Annotated in this window: 16 protein-coding genes; 10 read left to right on the top strand and 6 right to left on the bottom strand. The window is 60.4% G+C overall.

Going from position 1 to position 17,934, the window contains the following annotated elements; all coding sequences use genetic code 11:
- Positions 1-77: 77 nt before the first annotated feature.
- Positions 78-962 carry a DMT family transporter gene (locus tag ALQ04_RS19335; RefSeq protein ID WP_122317343.1) on the top strand — a complete coding sequence of 295 codons (885 nt, stop codon included), beginning with the start codon at positions 78-80 and terminating at the stop codon, positions 960-962.
- Between the two features lie 66 nt (positions 963-1,028).
- Here the strand turns inward: ALQ04_RS19335 and ALQ04_RS19330 are convergent, their stop codons facing one another.
- Entirely contained in the window at positions 1,029-2,357 is a 1,329-nt protein-coding gene (locus ALQ04_RS19330) for an MFS transporter (RefSeq protein ID WP_122317342.1), read from the bottom strand.
- Positions 2,358-2,969: 612 nt separating this feature from the next.
- Between ALQ04_RS19330 and quiC the strand changes: the two genes are divergently transcribed.
- Both quiC and ALQ04_RS19320 read left to right on the top strand, forming a co-directional pair.
- Entirely contained in the window at positions 2,970-4,877 is a 1,908-nt protein-coding gene (gene quiC, locus ALQ04_RS19325) for a 3-dehydroshikimate dehydratase QuiC (protein ID WP_122317341.1), read from the top strand.
- A 100-nt stretch (positions 4,878-4,977) separates the two neighbouring features.
- Positions 4,978-5,649 carry a TetR family transcriptional regulator gene (locus ALQ04_RS19320; protein WP_122317340.1) on the top strand — a complete coding sequence of 224 codons (672 nt, stop codon included), beginning with the start codon at positions 4,978-4,980 and terminating at the stop codon, positions 5,647-5,649.
- A 6-nt stretch (positions 5,650-5,655) separates the two neighbouring features.
- On the opposite strand, the gene ALQ04_RS19315 is transcribed toward ALQ04_RS19320, so the two are convergent.
- Positions 5,656-6,510 carry a shikimate dehydrogenase gene (locus tag ALQ04_RS19315; RefSeq protein ID WP_122317339.1) on the bottom strand — a complete coding sequence of 285 codons (855 nt, stop codon included), beginning with the start codon at positions 6,508-6,510 and terminating at the stop codon, positions 5,656-5,658.
- Positions 6,511-6,722: 212 nt separating this feature from the next.
- On the opposite strand from ALQ04_RS19315, the gene ALQ04_RS19310 reads away from it, so the two are divergent.
- Positions 6,723-7,613: a pseudouridine synthase gene (locus tag ALQ04_RS19310; RefSeq protein ID WP_122317393.1), complete on the top strand. Its 891-nt coding sequence runs from the start codon at positions 6,723-6,725 to the stop codon at positions 7,611-7,613.
- 61 nt (positions 7,614-7,674) lie between these two features.
- Here the strand turns inward: ALQ04_RS19310 and ALQ04_RS19305 are convergent, their stop codons facing one another.
- The 3 genes from ALQ04_RS19305 to ALQ04_RS19295 form a co-directional block, all read right to left on the bottom strand.
- Positions 7,675-7,899, bottom strand: a complete 225-nt coding sequence (locus tag ALQ04_RS19305) for a YgdI/YgdR family lipoprotein (RefSeq protein WP_122317392.1) — start codon at positions 7,897-7,899, stop codon at positions 7,675-7,677.
- A 68-nt stretch (positions 7,900-7,967) separates the two neighbouring features.
- On the bottom strand, positions 7,968-8,561 hold the full coding sequence (mobA, locus tag ALQ04_RS19300) for a molybdenum cofactor guanylyltransferase MobA (protein WP_122317338.1): 594 nt from the start codon (positions 8,559-8,561) through the stop codon (positions 7,968-7,970).
- A gap of 85 nt (positions 8,562-8,646) precedes the next feature.
- Complete coding sequence (locus ALQ04_RS19295; RefSeq protein ID WP_122317337.1) at positions 8,647-8,856, bottom strand: hypothetical protein; 210 nt, start codon at positions 8,854-8,856, stop codon at positions 8,647-8,649.
- 165 nt (positions 8,857-9,021) lie between these two features.
- On the opposite strand from ALQ04_RS19295, the gene moaB reads away from it, so the two are divergent.
- The 6 genes from moaB (at position 9,022) to ALQ04_RS19265 (ending at position 16,006) form a co-directional block, all read left to right on the top strand.
- Positions 9,022-9,561, top strand: a complete 540-nt coding sequence (moaB, locus tag ALQ04_RS19290) for a molybdenum cofactor biosynthesis protein B (protein ID WP_122317336.1) — start codon at positions 9,022-9,024, stop codon at positions 9,559-9,561.
- 6 nt (positions 9,562-9,567) lie between these two features.
- Entirely contained in the window at positions 9,568-10,779 is a 1,212-nt protein-coding gene (gene glp, locus ALQ04_RS19285; protein WP_122317335.1) for a gephyrin-like molybdotransferase Glp, read from the top strand.
- A gap of 89 nt (positions 10,780-10,868) precedes the next feature.
- Positions 10,869-11,798 carry a glycosyltransferase family 2 protein gene (locus tag ALQ04_RS19280; protein WP_122317334.1) on the top strand — a complete coding sequence of 310 codons (930 nt, stop codon included), beginning with the start codon at positions 10,869-10,871 and terminating at the stop codon, positions 11,796-11,798.
- Between the two features lie 182 nt (positions 11,799-11,980).
- A complete protein-coding gene (locus ALQ04_RS19275) occupies positions 11,981-13,510 on the top strand; it encodes an MFS transporter (protein WP_122317333.1) in 1,530 nt (509 codons plus the stop codon).
- A 22-nt stretch (positions 13,511-13,532) separates the two neighbouring features.
- Positions 13,533-14,588 (top strand): HlyD family secretion protein, encoded by a 1,056-nt coding sequence (locus tag ALQ04_RS19270; RefSeq protein ID WP_122317332.1) that lies wholly within the window; start codon positions 13,533-13,535, stop codon positions 14,586-14,588.
- Positions 14,585-16,006: an efflux transporter outer membrane subunit gene (locus ALQ04_RS19265; RefSeq protein ID WP_122317331.1), complete on the top strand. Its 1,422-nt coding sequence runs from the start codon at positions 14,585-14,587 to the stop codon at positions 16,004-16,006. Before ALQ04_RS19270 ends, ALQ04_RS19265 begins: the two co-directional genes overlap by 4 nt.
- Before the next feature lie 9 nt (positions 16,007-16,015).
- On the opposite strand, the gene ALQ04_RS19260 is transcribed toward ALQ04_RS19265, so the two are convergent.
- The gene (locus ALQ04_RS19260) at positions 16,016-17,830 is read right to left on the bottom strand and encodes a monovalent cation:proton antiporter-2 (CPA2) family protein (protein ID WP_122317330.1); all 1,815 of its coding nucleotides are present in this window, start codon (positions 17,828-17,830) and stop codon (positions 16,016-16,018) included.
- Between the last annotated feature and the right edge of the window lie 104 nt (positions 17,831-17,934).

Below are 17,934 nucleotides of genomic sequence, written 5' to 3'. Positions count from 1 at the left end.
GTAGTCCCTGTGAATCTTCAATTCAGCATGGCCGAGCGCAATAGTTTTCACTCCGCCCGAATGAGTAAGGAAGCCCGATGAGCACTACCAGCACGCCATTATCCGGCGTCAATCAACCCCTCAAGGGGATTGGTCTGATTCTGTTGGCGACCTTTCTGTTCGCCAGCCATGACACGCTCTCCAAGTACATGTCCGGTTTCTATCCGATCATTCTGGTGGTCTGGGCCCGCTATCTGGTTCATACGCTGCTCATGGCGTTCATTTTCATGCCTTCGGCAGGGCTGCGGGTGCTGCGCACCAAGCGACCGGGCCTGCAGGTCTTGCGTGCGATGGCCTTGCTGGGCACCAGCCTGTTGTTCACCAGCAGCCTGATGTTCATCCCGCAAGCCGAAGCCACGGCGGTCAACTTCCTTGCGCCCTTGCTGGTCACGGCGCTGTCGGTGCCGTTGCTGAAAGAACGGGTCACTCGCGGCCAGTGGCTGGCCGTGATCGTCGGCTTTTCGGGAGTGATCGTGATCATTCACCCTGGAGGTGAATTGTTTACCCCGGCTATCCTGCTGCCGCTGTCTTCAGCCTTGTGCTTTGCGATCTACCAGCTGCTGACCCGTCTGGTCAGCCCGTACGACAGTCCGACCACCAGCAACTTCTTTGCCGGCCTGTTCAATACGCTGTTGATGAGTGCACTGGTGCCGTTCTTCTGGCAGACGCCTGAACTCAAGCACTGGCCATTCCTGTTGGCACTGGGGGCATGCGGGATGGGCGCTCATTTGATGCTGACCCAGGCGTTCCGCTTCACTGCACCGGCGATCCTGGCGCCTTTCAGCTATTGCCAGATCGTGTTTGCAGGTTTGCTGGGTTTCCTGGTATTCGACCACATGCCTTCGCCTACCGCGCAAGCCGGTATTGCGATCATCTGTCTGAGTGGTCTGGCGGCGGCCTGGCAGCAGCGCAAGGGCGGATAGCAATCGCGAATGAATTCGCTCCCACCTGGTACGGTGTGGGAGCGAATTCATTCGCGAAGGGGGGGATTACTGGCTGATCTTCGGCACTTTGCGTGGAGCCATGAAGAACATCCAGGTCAGGGCAATGAAGTACATCGCCGGGATCATGGTGAACAGCACGCTGTAGTTGTTATTGGTAGCGGTCAGGACCGCACCGACCAACTGGGTCATGAACATGCCGCCGATGGCCGCGCACATGCCACCGAAGCCGAACACGGTGCTCATCAGGTGCTTGGGCGTGTAGTCCATTACCAGGCTCCAGATATTGGCGGTCCAGGCCTGGTGCGCACCCACTGCCACCGAGATGGCCAGTACCGCGATCCATAGCCCGCTGGCATTGGCGGCAAATATCACGCTGCAGATAGTGATGGCGAAGATCAGCATCGAGATCAGGCGCGCAGTGGTAGCCCGTACACCGCGACCGATCAGCCAGGACGACAGGATGCCGCCACCGATGCTGCCGACGTCGGCAGTCAGCCAGATCAGAATCAGCGGGATACCCATTTGCGTGACGCTGATGCCCAGGTTGTATTGCTGATTGAGAAACGGCGGCAGCCAGTACAGGTAGAACCAGAACACCGGAGCGGTCAGCGAGTACGCCACGGCGAATGCCCAGGTGCCGCGCATTTTCAGGATGTGCGAGAAGGGCACCTTGACCGGCTCAGGCTCTTCTTCCTGATTGATGTAGTCCAGTTCGCTCTTGCTCAGCGTCGGGTGATCTTCCGGGTTGTAATACTTCAAGCGCCAGATAATGATCCAGAACAGGCCGAGCGCGCCCATGGCCACGAATGCCGCCTGCCAGCCCCAGACCGTCAGGATCAGCGGCAGTAGGGCAGGTGTCAGCATCGCGCCGACGTTGGTCCCGGCGTTGAAGATACCGGTAGCCACGGCGCGCTCGCCGGCCGGAAACCACAGGCGTGTGGTCTTGACGCAGGCCGGGTAGTTGGCAGCTTCGGTCAGGCCCAGAATGAAGCGACAGATCATGAAGCCGACAGCGGAAGTCGCCAGACCGTGGGCGCCGGTTGCCAGGCTCCACAACAGCACTGCGAGGAAAAATGCGCGCTTGACGCCGACCCGGTCAATGAACCGGCCTTGCAGCAGGAAGCCTACGGCATAACCGACCTGGAACCAGAAGTTGATGTTGGCGTAGTCCATCGCCGTCCAGCTCATTTCCTTGGCCAGGATCGGCTGCATGACACCAAGGGCTGCGCGGTCGATATAGTTCAGGGTCGTGGCGAAGAACACCAGGGCAAGCATGCCCCAGCGGGTCTTGCCGACCGCCATGGCGCCACGGATCTTTTCGCCGATGCCTGCCCGGGCAGCCCGCTCGGCGGGGTTGGTTTGGGTGTTGATCATGATGTTCTAACCATCCGTTCCAAGACTGTGCAGTTCGCTACAGTCGGACTTAGAAGTCCACTCGACTCAGGCGCTGTACATGTAAAAAATGAGGTCGTCGAACCGTTGCGCCAGCAGCCAATTACGCACTGATATCTTCTGGACGATTCGTCGGGCCGGAGATTTTACAGGTTGCAGCCTTCGAGTGTGCCGGTTTGATTCAGGCGTCGATGGATTTGGCCGACGGGCATCGTCGGTCAAGTGACCTGATGAGAGGGATCGGAGTGATAGCGGAGTGCGCAAGGAGGGTGTACATGAGCAATATTCCTGTTTTTTGAAATTGTTATGGGTTTGTTGCTGTGGAACGGGAAACGGGCAATGTCTTGACCACAGGTTCATCCTGCAATGTGTGGCAGATGGTGAGCACTGAGCCGAACAGCGTCAATCGAGGAATATGGCTTTTGTTCGATAATCGAACGCAAAACTAACCGGTTCGTACACTTTCTGTTGATCTGGCATTTTGACAGGGAAATACTTTACTCGCACCCCTCAATGAAGCCGAGTCAGGCCATGAATGCGGTGCTATACCAATCACGACCCCAAGAGGCCGTGTTCAGCCAGGAGCTCCCAAGCATGCAACGTTCGATTGCCACCGTATCCTTGAGCGGTACTCTGCCGGAAAAGCTCGAAGCCGTTGCTGCTGCAGGTTTCGATGGCGTGGAGATCTTCGAGAACGACCTGCTGTACTACGACGGCAGCCCGCGCAACGTCAGGCAGATCTGCGCCGACCTGGGCATTGCCATCACCCTTTTCCAGCCGTTTCGTGACTTTGAAGGCTGCCGCCGTGATCGCTTGCAGCGTAACGTCGATCGGGCTGAACGCAAGTTCGATCTGATGCAGGAACTGGGCACCGATCTGGTGCTGGTCTGCAGCAATGCCGCGGCCGACTCGGTGGGCGATGAGAATATTCTGCTCGATGACCTCAGCCTGCTGGCCGAGCGGGCCGGCGCACGCAATCTGCGGGTCGGCTATGAAGCCCTGGCCTGGGGCCGCCACGTCAATACCTGGCAACAGGTCTGGAATCTGGTCCGGCAGGTCGACCATCCGGCGCTGGGCGTATTGCTCGACAGTTTCCACACCTTGTCGCTCAAGGGCGACCCGAGTGCCATCGCCCAGATTCCCGGTGACAAGATCTTCTTCGTGCAAATGGCCGATGCGCCGATCCTGGCCATGGACGTGCTGGAGTGGAGCCGGCATTTCCGCTGTTTCCCGGGCCAGGGCGAGTTCGACCTGCCGGGCTTCCTGGCGCCGATCCTGCGCAGCGGCTACACCGGGCCACTGTCGCTGGAAGTCTTCAACGATGGTTTCCGCGCCGCACCGACCCGCGCCAACGCTGCCGACGGCTTGCGTTCCTTGCTCTACCTGGAAGAGAAAACCCGCCAGTTGCTGGCCCGCGAGGCGCAGCCGGTGGCTTCGGAAATTCTGTTCAACCCGCCGCCTGCCAGTACTTACAACGGCGTCGAGTTTCTGGAGTTCGCGGTTGACGAGACGCAGGGCGCGCGTCTGTCCGGCTGGCTGGAAAGGCTCGGCTTCGCCAGGCTGGGCCAGCACCGTTCCAAGGCTGTAAGCCTGTTGGGGCAGGGCGATATCAAGATTGTGCTCAATGCCGAACCCTATTCCTTCGCCCACAGCTTTTTCGAGGCCCACGGACCTTCGCTGTGCGCCACGGCCTTGCGGGTGGATGATGGCAACCGGGCGCTGGAGCGTGCACGGGACTTCAAGGGGCAGCCCTATCGTGGCCTAGTCGGGCCGAACGAGCGGGAAATCCCTTCGGTGCGGGCGCCGGATGGCAGCCTGATCTATCTGGTCGAAACTGCCGAGCCGGGCCAGTCGATCTATGACATCGACTTTGTCGTCGATCCACAGACCAAAGGCCTGGGCGGCCTGCAACGCATCGATCACATGGCCATGGCGCTCCCGGCCGACAGCCTCGATAGCTGGGTGCTGTTCTACAAGAGCCTGCTGGATTTCGAGGCCGACGACGAAGTGGTGTTGCCCGATCCTTACGGGCTGGTGAAAAGCCGTGCATTGCGCAGCCGTTGCAGTTCGATCCGCCTGCCACTGAATATCTCGGAAAACCGCAACACAGCGATTTCCCACGCGCTGTCGAGTTATCGCGGTTCCGGTGTGCATCACATCGCCTTTTCGTGTGAAGACATTTTTGCCGAGGTGCGCCGTGCCAAGGAAGCGGGGGTACCGTTGCTGGATATCCCGCTCAACTATTACGACGATCTTGCCGCACGCTTCGATTTCGACGACGAATTCCTCAGTGAGCTGGCCTACTACAACGTGCTGTACGACCGCGATGCCCAGGGCGGCGAGCTGTTCCACGTCTACACCGATGCATTCGACGGGCGTTTCTTCTTCGAGATCCTGCAGCGCAAGGACGGCTACGTCGGTTATGGCGCGGCCAACGTGCCGGTACGGCTGGCGGCGATGGCCAAGGCGCGTAACGTGGCGGCGCGTCAGGCGCGTCTCTGATCGCGGATGCCAGGCTGCGCAGCGCATCAACGCTTCGCAGCTTCCCTCCGCCGGTTGCCCGCTTCATACTCCGGGATTCAACCGTGGTCGTGAGCGAACAATGAAAAAAACTGCCGACTCCGCCGCCATCGAGCCCGTCGATGTGCTGCGCAAGAGCCGCAAGAACAATCCGGAGAAGACCCGCGAGGACATTCTGCAGGCGGCGATCGTCGAGTTCGTGGCCTATGGGTTGACCGGTGCGCGGGTCGATGCCATCGCCGAGCGCACCAAAACCTCGAAGCGGATGATCTATTACTACTTCGGTAGCAAGGAGCAGCTGTATGTCGAGGTGCTGGAAAAGCTCTACGGCGATATCCGCACCACCGAAAGCCAGTTGAACCTGGCAGAGCTGGAGCCGGTTGAAGCCATTCACCGGGTAGTGGAATTCACCTTCGATCACCATGACCACAACGTCGATTTCGTCCGAATCGTGTGCATCGAAAACATTCACTACGGCGAAAACGTCAAGCAGTCCGACTCGATTCAGGCCAAGAGCCAGAACATCATTCAGGCGCTGGACGATATTGTGCGGCGCGGCGAATCAATGGGGCTGTTCCGCGAAGGCGTGCATCCGGTAGACCTGCACCTGATGATCAGCTCGTTCTGCTTCTATCGCATTTCCAATCGCCACACCTTCAGCGAAATCTTCCAGATCGAACTGTGGAGCGATGAGGTGAAGCAGCGCCACAAGGCCATGATCTGCGACGCGGTGCTGCGCTACCTCAAGCGCTGAACCCGGTTACAGGCTGTGAAAGTGGCTCATCATGCGCTCGGCATCGGCAGGGCGGCCACTGAACAGCTCGAAGGCCTTGACCGCCTGAAACACCGCCATGGTCGAGCCATCCAGCGTACGGCAACCCAGGGCGCGGGCGTGCCTGAGCAATTCGGTTTCCAGCGGGAAATAAATGATTTCCGCGACCCACAGTTCAGGCCGCAGCAGTTCTACCGGCAGCGGCGTGCCTGGCAGTTTGGCCATGCCCACCGGCGTGGTGTTGACCAGCCCGTCGGCTTCGGCCATGGCGGCAGGCAAGTCGATACCCACCTGAGCCCGGCCAGCCCCGAAATAGCCGTTGAGGTTGTCCACCAGACCCTGGGCGCGCTCAGGGTCTACCTCGAACACGCTCAGGCGCTGCACGCCGGCACTGAGCAAGGCATGCGCCACGGCGGCGCCAGCGCCGCCAGCACCCATTTGCACCACATGCTGGCGCGCTGCATCGGCAAGGCCGCGCTGCAGGCCGGCGGCAAAGCCCAGGCAGTCGGTGTTGTGGCCGATGCGCTTGCCATCCCTGAACACCACTGTGTTCACAGCGCCGATACCGCGGGCTTCATCGGAGAGCTCGTCGAGCAGCGGAATCACCGCCTGTTTGCACGGGAAGGTGATATTCAGGCCGGTGAAACCGCTGTGCTGCGCGCCCTCCAGCAAGCGTGGCAATGCATCGATATCCAGTTTGAGGGCATCGATATCGATCAACCGGTACAGATAGCGCAAACCCTGCGCATCGCCTTCATGCTCATGCATCGACGGGGTGCGTGAGGCCTGGATACCGGAGCCGATCAGGCCGGCGAGAATGGACGACTGGGCAATCTGAGTCATGACTTTTTGTCTCTTGTTTTGGCGTCAGTGCCCGCTGGCGGGCAAATTTCAGCAAAATGTACCAGATGGTTAAAAGCGGCGCAGTGTCTATCTCGTACCGTCCGGTGATTTTGTGCGGTTATCGCCCTGATAGCGAAGAGTAGGTTCTGGCAGGCCCTTGAGGGATAATGCCGCACCAGCCGTCCAGCTTTCTCAAGGGTCAGATTTCACCGATGTCCGAGTCCGTATTCATCGCTGCGCATAACCAGGCCAGCACCCTGTACCTGCCACCAGGCCCCTGGCTGACCGTACTCGATTGCCTGTGCGCACGCTTCCCGGCCATCAACCGCGAGCAATGGCTGGATCGTATTGCGCGGGCCAGGGTGCTGGATGCCGACGGCATGCCGATTGCGCCTGATCTGGCGTATCGCGAAGGCTTGAAGATTCACTATTTTCGCGAAGTGCCGAACGAAACGCCGATTCCGGTCGTGGAGTCGATTCTGTACGCCGATGAGCATCTGGTGGTGGCCGACAAGCCGCACTTTCTGCCGGTGACCCCGGCGGGCGAATATGTCGAGCAAACCCTGTTGCGACGCTTGATTCATCGGCTGAGTAATCCGGATCTGGTGCCGCTGCATCGCATCGACCGGCATACCGCCGGGCTGGTACTGTTTTCGGCCAACAAGCAAAGCCGCTCGGCCTATCAGGCGCTGTTTCCCACGCGCCGCATCGACAAGCGTTATGAGGCGATTGCGCCAGCGTTGCCCGGGCTTGAGTTTCCTCGGGTGCATGAGAGCCGGCTGGTCGATGGCGAGCCGTTTTTCCGCATGCAGGAAGGGCCGGGCGCCAGCAATACCGAGACCCGCATCGAGGTCAGTGAGCGCAACGGGAAGTTATGGCGCTACGGGCTTTATCCGGTGACCGGCAAGAAGCATCAGTTGCGGGTGCACATGGCGGCGCTGGGGGCGGCGATATGCAATGACCCGTTCTATCCCGAGGTCATCAAGGATGCCGTCGATGACTATGACAGGCCGTTGAAGCTTCTGGCGCAGGGCCTGCGCTTTGTCGACCCGCTGAGCGGTGAGCCGCGTCAGTTCGAGAGCCGCTTGACCCTGGACTGGTAAACAGCCAATAAAAAACCCGCCAGTCACATCGATGGCGGGTTTTTTCTACATCACGTCGGGATTACAGATCCTTGACGGTACGTACCTGATCCTTGTTGATTCGGGTCTGCTTGCCATCGAGTTGCTTGAACTCGTAGAAGCCTGAATCTTCGTCGTAGTGAGGCGTGTCCACAGACTGGATTTCACGGCCATCATTCAGGGTGATCACAGTAGGCGATGCGCAACCTCCAGTGCGAGCAAAAAGGCGGCTGGAAGGGTTCTGTGTTTCATGACTGTGTCTCCGGATGGACTCTTGGTTGATGTCACTCAGACGTATACACCTTCTGCAAGTTCCATGAATAGTCGCATGCGACATTAATCATTGACCCGGCTCAGCAGCTCGGGCGTATTCAGGTTGGCCAGGCGCGGGTCGCCAGCCTGCAATTGCAGGGCGACCGGATGCAGACCCTGCATGGCCCGGCGCGGGCTGCGCTCACCCTTGAGCCATGCGTTTTCCAGGGCCGAGGCATGTGCAGTGGGGATGATGCAGAGCAGTGGTTGCCAGTGTTCGCCTTCGCGGACCATGACCGGATTGTCCGGATGTTCAGAGGCGACCTGGCGCAACGCCTGCAGCAGGTCGCTGTCGATCAGCGGCACGTCGCAAGGCAGCACCAGCAGATGGCTGTGTCGGGCAAGCGGCAGGGCGGCGCGGATACCGGCCAGCGGCCCGGAGAAATCGCTGTCATCGTCCTCGACCAGTTGATCGGCATACGCGGCGTAGCGCTCGCGGTTGCGGTTGCAGGAAATGATCAGGTCATCGGTCAAGGGCCGGGTCAGGCGATGCAGGTGCTGGATCAGCGGCTCGCCGTGCCATTCGATCAGCCCTTTGTCGCGACCGCCCATACGTTGGCCCTGACCCCCGGCCAGCAACAGGACCGAACACAAGGGCAGGGCGGCAGCAACATTCATCAAGACTCACCGGGCAGTAGAAAAGGAGTGCGGTGATATACCACCGGCCTGTTTCCTTAACAACTGTACTCACGTGACAACTGAATCAGACGACTTCGTCGATCAGCGAGGTTTTTGGCGGGGTGACGGTTACCGGCGGATTGGTCGATTCCTTCAGCTTGTCCCTGAGCAATTGCAGGGCTTCTTTTTGCGCATCGGTCAGAGGTGGCGGCGGAGTGCTGGAGACCGGAAGGTTGATCGGGTTGGTGGGCGTGCCGCTGGTCAGTGGCGGGAAAGAGCTATTGTTTATCAGCATGTCACTGCTTCCGTGAGTGAGGGTTGAATCCAGCGTAACGGCCGTTTTTCGATGAGCTTTAGAACCGATGTTCCCCAGGGATGACATCGCGTTGACACAGTTGCGGATTGGCCCGCTTTAAACTTGATACACTCTGGACCATTCCTCCATAACCGGATCGAGGCCATGAAAGCCAAGGCTGATACCCCTTTTGTACCCTTGAACATTGCTGTCCTGACCGTCAGCGATACCCGCAGCCGTGAAACCGATACCTCGGGGCAGATGTTCGTCGATCGCCTGACCGAAGCCGGTCACAGCCTGATCGAGCGTGTGCTGCTCAAGGACGATCTGTACAAGATCCGCGCCCAGGTCGCGACCTGGATTGCCGACGAGCAAGTGCAGGTCGTGCTGATCACCGGCGGCACCGGTTTTACCGGCCGCGACAGCACGCCGGAAGCCGTGGGCTGTCTGCTGGACAAGCAGGTCGATGGTTTCGGCGAGCTGTTCCGGCAGATTTCGGTACCGGACATCGGCACCTCGACCATCCAGTCCCGGGCTCTGGCCGGTCTGGCCAACGGCACGCTGGTCTGCTGTCTGCCAGGCTCCACCAACGCCGTGCGAACCGGCTGGGACGGGATTCTGGCGCAACAACTGGACTCGCGTTTCCGCCCGTGCAACTTCGTGCCTCATCTCAAGCAGGCCGAGCCCTGCGCGACCCGTGGGTAATCGGGCATGAGCACTGCACCACAAGCCTTGATGCCGGTAGAACAGGCGATTGCCCGCCTGCTGGAAATGGCCGAAAGCACACGGATCACCGAGCATGAGCGGGTTCCGCTGGCGGCGGCTCAAGGCCGGGTGCTGGCGGTGGATCTGGTGTCGACCCTCGATTTGCCGCCCTGGCCCAACAGCGCCATGGATGGTTATGCCTTGCGTCTGGCGGACTGGAACGGCGAAGCATTGCCGGTCAGCCAGCGTATCTTTGCTGGCCAGGCCCCCGAAGCGCTGGCTGCCGGGACCTGTGCGCGCATTTTTACCGGCGCTCCGATGCCGGCGGGTGCCGATTGCGTCGAAATGCAGGAAAACGCCGAGATCCTGGCAGACCAGCGGATCCGTTTTACCGAACCGCTGAAAGTCGGGCAGAACATCCGCCCCCAAGGGCAGGAAACCACGGTTGGCGACAAGGTGCTGGCTGCCGGAACTCGTCTGGGGCCTATCGAACTGGGCCTCGCGGCGTCGCTGGGGCTGGCCGAGCTGGAGGTCATCCGGCGTGTCCGGGTGGCTGTGCTGTCCACTGGCGATGAGTTGATCGAACCCGGCCAGCCCTTGGGCCCGGGACAGATCTACAACAGCAATCGCGTGCTGCTGTGCAGTTGGTTGCAGCGTCTTGAATGCGAGGTCGTGGATGCTGGCATCCTGCCGGACGACCTGGAAAAGACCCGTGTCGCTTTGGCGGGGCTCAAGGGTGTCGACCTGATTCTTTCCACGGGCGGCGTATCGGTCGGTGAAGCGGATTTCCTCGGCCATGCCTTGCGTGAGGAAGGCGAACTGTCACTCTGGAAACTCGCCATCAAGCCTGGCAAGCCGCTGACCTTCGGCCATTTCCGTGGCGTGCCGGTGATCGGCCTGCCAGGCAATCCGGCCTCCACGCTGGTGACTTTCGCGCTGCTGGCCCGCGCTTACCTGTTGCGTCGTCAGGGCGTGGCCGACGTCACGCCCATGCAGTTCCCGGTTCCGGCCGGTTTCGCCTGGCGCAAGGCCGGTAACCGCCGCGAATATTTGCGTGGTCGCCTGGAACAGGGCCGTGCCGTGGCCTACAGCAATCAAAGCTCCGGTGTCCTGCGCAGTGCGGCCTGGGCCGACGGGCTGATCGAGGTTCGCGAAGGCACGACCGTCGCCGAAGGTGACTGGGTCAACTTCATCCCCTTGAGTGAAGTACTGGGCTGACTGCATTCAAATGGTCGTCCGGCGAGGCATGAGCTACCCTCAAACACGCTGACAAATTGGGCATCAGGATTTGGCTCTGGAGTATTGTTATGCCGTCTTTGAGAGTGGCTTGTGTCATTCCGACCTACAACGGGCGCAAGGATCTGGAACGTCTGCTGGATTCGCTGGCGACCCAGACCGCTACATTCGATACCTTGATCGTCGATTCCAGCTCCTCCGATGGCACCCTGGAGCTGGCGCGCTCACGTTGTGCCAATGTGATTCGTATCGACAGCAAGGACTTCAACCACGGCGGCACCCGGCAGATGATGGTCGAGCTCAACCCCGACTACGACATCTACGTCTACATGACCCAGGATGCCTACGTTGAGGACATCAACGCCATCGCCAATATCCTGCTGCCCTTTGCCGATCCCAAGGTCGGTGCCGTGTGCGGGCGGCAATTGCCCCACAAGAATGCCAACCTGCTGGCGCAGCACGCCCGATTGTTCAATTACCCACCGACCTCACAGATCAAGACCCTTGAAGACGCCAGCACCCTGGGCATCAAGACGCCGTTCATGTCCAACTCCTTCGCGGCCTATCGCCGTGAGGCGCTGCTGGCGATTGGCGGTTTCCCGCGGCATGTGATCCTCTCCGAAGACATGTATGTCACGGCCAAGATGCTGCTCGCGGGCTGGAAAAGTGCCTACGAAGGCTCGGCAGTGTGTCGGCATTCGCATAACTACAGCCTGCGCGAAGAGTTTTGCCGCTACTTCGACATTGGTGTGTTTCAGTCTCGTGAGTCATGGATCTACGAAACCTTCGGCGGTATTGCCGGTGAAGGCATGCGCTACGTGAAGTCGGAACTGGCCTTTCTCGGCAAGCGTCGCTTTCTGCTCTGGCCGCTGTCTTTCGTGCGCAATGCCCTCAAACTGCTGGCCTACAAGTTGAGTAAACAGGAAAGGCGTTTACCCAAAAGCCTGAAGAAAAAGCTCGGCATGCATAAGCGCTATTGGGATAGCCCGTACGCCGAATAACTCTGCAGGACCGGATTTATCCGGGAGCAGGCCCTGAGTTTCGTGCATCTCTACACTCTGCGCAGCGATGTGGATGCATTCGTGCGTCCTGCACACTTATACGCTGCCTAAATGTAAATTTTCCTCAGCGACTGGCCTTTTTAAACTGCCGGGGTTTTCAATCGCTGTGGAATCGCTTTTTTATGTCTTCCCTTTCCTCAATCGCGCCGCAGACGGCAAGGCCGGTAGCGGCTACGTTCGGGCCGCAGGTGGTGATCGGGCTGTTGGGAGTGTTGCTGGCAGTATTGATCGCCGGCATCAATGAAGGCGTCACCCGCACCGCCATGGCGGATATTCGCGGGGCCATGTTTATCGGGGCGGATGAAGCTAGCTGGTTGATCGCCGGCTATTCGGCGGCTTCAGTGGCGGCGATGGCCTTTGCGCCGTGGTTCGCCGTGACCCTGTCACTGCGACGTTTTACCCTCGGCGCCATCAGTGCGTTTGTGCTGCTGGCGCTGCTCTGCCCGCTGGCACCGAACTACCCGAGCCTGCTGATGCTGCGCATTCTGCAAGGTCTGGCGGCCGGTTGTTTGCCGCCAATGCTGATGACCGTGGCGCTGCGCTTCCTGCCGCCGGATATCAAGCTTTATGGCTTGGCCGGTTATGCCCTGACGGCTACTTTCGCTCCGGGCATGGGCACGCCGCTGGCGGCATTGTGGACCGAATATTTCAACTGGAAATGGACGTTCTGGCAGGTCATCCCGCCTTGTCTGCTGGCGATGGTCGCGGTCGTCCATGGCATTCCGCAGGACCCGCTGCGCCTGGAGCGCTTCAAGCAGTTCAACTGGCGTGGCCTGCTGCTGGGCTTGCCTGCGATAGCCGCTCTGGTGATCGGCATGCTGCAAGGCAACCGACTGGACTGGTTCGAGTCGCGGCTGATCTGCGGATTGCTCGGTGGCGGTCTTTTGCTGCTGGTGGCATTCATGATCAATGAATGGTTCACGCCGGTTCCGTTTTTCAAGCTGCAGATGCTTGGCAGCCGCAACCTGTCTCACGCGCTGCTGACGCTGGGCGGCCTGCTGGTGGTGTTGACGGCGGTAGCTTTCATTCCGTCTGCGTATCTGGCTCAGGTGCATGGTTATCGACCTTTGCAGACTGCGCCGCTGATGCTGATCGTTGCGTTGCCGCAATTGCTCGTGCTGCCTCTGGTAGCGGGGCTTTGCAATATCCGCTGGATCGATTGCCGCTGGGTGCTGGCATTGGGGCTTGGCTTGCTGGCGCTGTATTGCGCGCTGGCCACGCACATGACCTGGGAGTGGATTCGCGACAATTTCTATGCGCTGCAACTGCTACAGATCATCGCCCAGCCCATGGCGGTAATGCCGCTGCTGATGCAGGCCACCGGTGGCATCGCGCCGCCCGACGGACCTTTCGCTTCGGCCTGGTTCAACACCGTGCGCGGTCTGGCAGCGGTGCTTGCCACCGGCGTGCTGGAAGCCTTGACCACTGCGCGCCAGCATTTCCATTCCACGATGCTGGTTGATCATCTGGGTAACTCGCCGCTGCTGGCGACCGACGATTCGGTTGCAGCCTTGAGCCAGCGGCTGCACGAGCAGGTCGTGGTGCTGACCAGTGCCGATCTGTATTGGTGCATGGGCTGGCTGGCCGCTGCATTGATCCTGCTGATCCCCTTGATGCCGGGCCGGGTCTATCCGCCGCGCGCATTGAACTGAATTCAATATCGAGAACACTTTCATGAGCATGACCTCAAGACAGACCCTGACTTTGTGCGGTGTGGCGCTTGTGCTCGCTGGCCTGGGCCTCTATAGCCTGATGGATAGCAGCGACCGGCAGTCCACCAATGATGCGTTCATTGCGGCGGATTATTCGGTGGTCGCGCCCAAGGTTTCAGGCTTCATCAGTCAGGTGCTGGTGGAGGACAATCAGGTGGTCAAGGCCGGCCAGTTATTGGCGCAGATCGATGACCGTGACTTGCAGACGGCTCTGGCTTCGGCCGAAGCGGGTGTCCTCACGGCCGCGGCCCAGCTCGAACAGGCCACGGCCGTGTTGCAACGCCAGACGTCGGTGATCGCCCAGGCCCGGGCGGCGCTGGTGGCTAGCAGTGCCGCGGTGAAGTTTGCCGAGCAGGAGCGAACCCGCTACGAACATCTGGCAGGTGCCGGGGCCGGAACCGTGCAGAACGCCCAGCAGGCGCGCAATCGTATTGATACCGCCAACGCGCAGCATGCCAGCGCCACGGCATCCGTGGTTGCCGAGCGCAAGCAGGTCGATATCCTTACCGCCCTGCAGCACAGTGCCGAGGCCGGTCTGCAACGTGCGCAAGCGGCCCGTGATCAGGCACGCCTGCAACTGTCCTACACCCGCATCGTCGCGCCAGTGGATGGCACAGTGGGTGAGCGCGCATTGCGGGTCGGCAACTACGTCAATCCCGGCAGCAAGCTGCTCTCGATCGTGCCGCTGGAACATGCCTATGTGTTGGGCAACTTTCAGGAAACCCAACTGACTCACGTCACCGTTGGCCAGGCGGTCGAGGTGCGTATCGACACCTATCCGGGCGAAGTACTCAAGGCGCATGTCCAGAGTATTGCTCCGGCGACCGGGGTGACCTTTGCGGCGATCCGTCCGGACAATGCCACCGGTAATTTCACCAAGGTCGTGCAGCGAATTCCGGTGAAGATCGTTCTTGACCCCCAACAGCCTCTGCTCGGCCACCTGCGGGTCGGCATGTCGGTGGAGGCCAGCATCGATACCCGCTCGGTAGAGTCCGAGCCTCAGGTTAGTGCCTTATGAGCCGCTCCCTGGCGTTGAGTGGTCTGGCACTGGCAATCGGCATGACCTTGTCGGGTTGTCAGGTGGGCAATGATTTCCAGCGCCCGCAGGGCAGCGAAGTCCAGTGGCTGCCGGTGCAGGGCGAAAAGGCGGCGAGTCAGGTGCGGGCGACGCCAATCAATGCCCGCTGGTGGGAAGTGTTTCAGGATTCACAGTTGTCATCGCTGATTGACCGCGCCTCGGTTTCCAGTCTGGATGTGCAGATTGCCGGCTCGCGCCTGGCACAAAGCCGGGCGGCGCGTCAGGTCGTGGCGGGCGAGCAGGTGCCCAATGTCGCGGGCAATCTGGGCTATCAACGCAAGCGCAATAGCAGCGAAGGTTTGAACGATCCCTCCGGCAAGCAGGGCAAGTCGGCTTTCAGTCAATGGGATACGGGCATCAATGCCAGTTGGGAAATCGACCTGTGGGGGCGGGTCAGGCGCGAAGTCGAAGCGGCGGATGCCAGTGTCGAAGTTGCGGAAAACGACCGGCGTGCTGCGCTGTTGTCGTTGCAGGCTGAAGTAGCCCGTGACTACCTGCAACTGCGAGGCGTACAGAACACTCTGGCCGTGACCCGGCAGAACCTGGAACTGGCGCACAACAGCCTGGAGCTGTCGCAAGTGCGGCTGGCAAGCGGTGTCGCGACGGATCTGGATGTGGCGGAAGCAGCAGCGCAAGTGGCGACTGTCGAATCGCGCCTGCCGGTTCTGGAGCAGCATCAGGCGCAGTTGATCAATGCCTTGAGCCTGCTGTTGGCGCAGACCCCAAGAAGCTTGCAGGCCGAGCTGGAAAAACCGGCGGCAAATCTGCTTGTCCCGGCCACGGTGCCTGTAGGGTTGCCATCCGGGCTGGCAGAGCGGCGCCCGGATATCCGCCGCGCCGAAGCACGCCTGCATGCCGCGACCGCCAGCATCGGTGTGGCCGAAGGCGATTTCTATCCGCGGATCGTGCTCTCGGGCAACGTCGGAATGCAGGCATTGCAGTTGTCGGACTTCGGTAGTTGGGGCTCACGCCAGTTCGGAACAGGTCCGCAGATCAGCCTGCCGATCTTCGAGGGTGGACGCTTGCGCGGCATGCTGCATTTGCGGCAGGCGCAGGAGCAGGAAGCCGCACTGGCCTATCAACAGACGGTATTGCGGGCCTGGCAGGAAATCGATGACAGCATGAGCCTGTACAACGCCAGCCAATTGCAACAGCGCAAGCTGGAGGAAGCGGTGCAGCAGAACCGTATCGCTCTGCGCACCGCCAGACGCCAGTACGTCGAAGGCGCGGTGGACTTCCTCAATGTCCTGAGTGTGCAGCGCACCTTGCTGGCCACTCAGGAACAATGGGTGCAAAGCTCCACCACTCAGGCCCAGGCACTGGTCGGGCTGTATGCCTCCCTGGGCGGTGGCTGGTAAGGCCGTGCCTCAGTTCTTGCCCGATTCTTCGTCCTGACGGTCGGCCTCGAACAACTGCGCCAGTTCCTGCCGGGCTTCGCGTGCGGTCTGCAACACCTTGGCCTCGTCGTCATAAACCAGATGCTGTGCGGCCAGCACCTGTTCGTCGTGACGCTTGAAACGGCTGATCCGCGCGTCGGCCTGGGCCTGGCTCAAGCCCAGGCCGAGCAGGGTCTGGCGGCTCATCTCCAGACTGGAGTAGAAGGTTTCACGTACCGCCTGGGCACCCACGTCGATCAGCCGGTGAACATGCTGGCGGTTACGGGCACGGGCGATGATCTTCATGTCCGGGTAGAGTTTGCGTATCAGCTCGGCGGTCTTGATATTGGTTTCAGGATCGTCGGTGGCGATGATAAAGAACTCTGCTTCATGCACCTTGGCCGCCCGCAGGATTTCCGGTTTCAACGGATCGCCATAGAACACCGGCACGTTACCGAAACTGCGTGAGAACTCGATGGACTCCACCGCAGTATCCAGCGCCACGAAAGGGATATTCTGTGCGCGCAGAATACGCGCCACGATCTGGCCCATGCGGCCCATCCCGGCAATCACCACGCGCGGGCTGTCGGTATGGATATCGCGATACTCGTCCGGCACCTCGACCGGTTTGGTCTTGGGTTTGATCCAGCGCGCCATGGCCATGAACAGCAGCGGCGTCATGGCCATCGACAGGGTGATGGTCAGCACCAGAATGTCATACAGCTCCGGCTCGAACAGGCCTTGCTGATTGCCGATCTTGAACACCACGAAGGCGAATTCACCACCTGCGGCCAGCACCAGCCCCAGGCTCAGGGCATTCTGTTTGTCCAGCCCGCCCGCCAGGCGTCCGATGAAGAACAGCAGGGGAAACTTGAGGCCGATCAGCAGTACGGTCAGCCCCAGCACCTGTACGGGCGCACTGAACAACAGGCTGATATTGGCACCCATGCCGACACTGATGAAGAACAGGCCCAGCAACAGCCCTTTGAACGGTTCGATCTGTGCTTCCAGCTCATGGCGGTATTCGGAGTCGGCCAGCAGCAGGCCGGCGAGAAACGCGCCCAGCGCCATGGACACGCCCACCAGCTCCATCAGCCAGGCGGTGCCAATCACGACCAGCAGCGCGGTGGCGGTAGACACTTCCTGGATGCGGGTCTTGGCCACGATGCGAAACACCGGGCGCAGCAGATAACGACCACCGATGACCACAATCGCAATGCTGCCCAGCACCTGCAGGCCATGGCTCAGGTTTTCATGGGCACTGAGGTCGTGTTCGTGAGTGGCGCCGGCAAGCAGCGGCACCATGGCGATCAGCGGGATCGCAGCGATGTCCTGAAACAGCAGAATGGCAAATGCCTGGCGTCCGTGCGGGCTGTTCAGCGCCTTGCGCTCAGCAAGGCTTTGCAGGCCGAACGCCGTAGAGGACAGCGCCAGGCCAAGGCCCAACACCACCGCCGTGTTCAAGGGTTGCTCGAACGCCAGCAGCGCGACGCAGCCAATGACCAGGCCGGTCAACAAGACCTGAGCCATGCCGACGCCGAAGACGGCCTTGCGCATGACCCATAAACGTTTCGGGGACAGTTCCAGGCCGATGATGAACAGCAGCAATACCACGCCCAGTTCGGAGATATGGCTGACGCTTTCCGGGTTGGCGATCAGCTTGAGTACTGAAGGGCCGATGATGACCCCCGCGAACAGATAGCCCAGCACGGCGCCCAGTTGCAGCCGTTTGGCCAGCGGAACAGTCAATACGGCGGCGAGCAGGAACACGACTGCGGCCTGTAGCAGGCTGCCTTCATGGGGCATGGTGAAACTCCTTGGCAAGTCATGAACAGTCGATAAACGACTTTGAAGGGCGGCATTAAACCATGGGTGATTTATACGGCAATGTTCAATTACATATGGCGCCG

The organism is Pseudomonas cichorii (assembly GCF_003700275.1).
GTDB lineage: Bacteria > Pseudomonadota > Gammaproteobacteria > Pseudomonadales > Pseudomonadaceae > Aquipseudomonas > Aquipseudomonas cichorii_B.
This window is presented reverse-complemented; position numbering and strand designations above follow the sequence as displayed.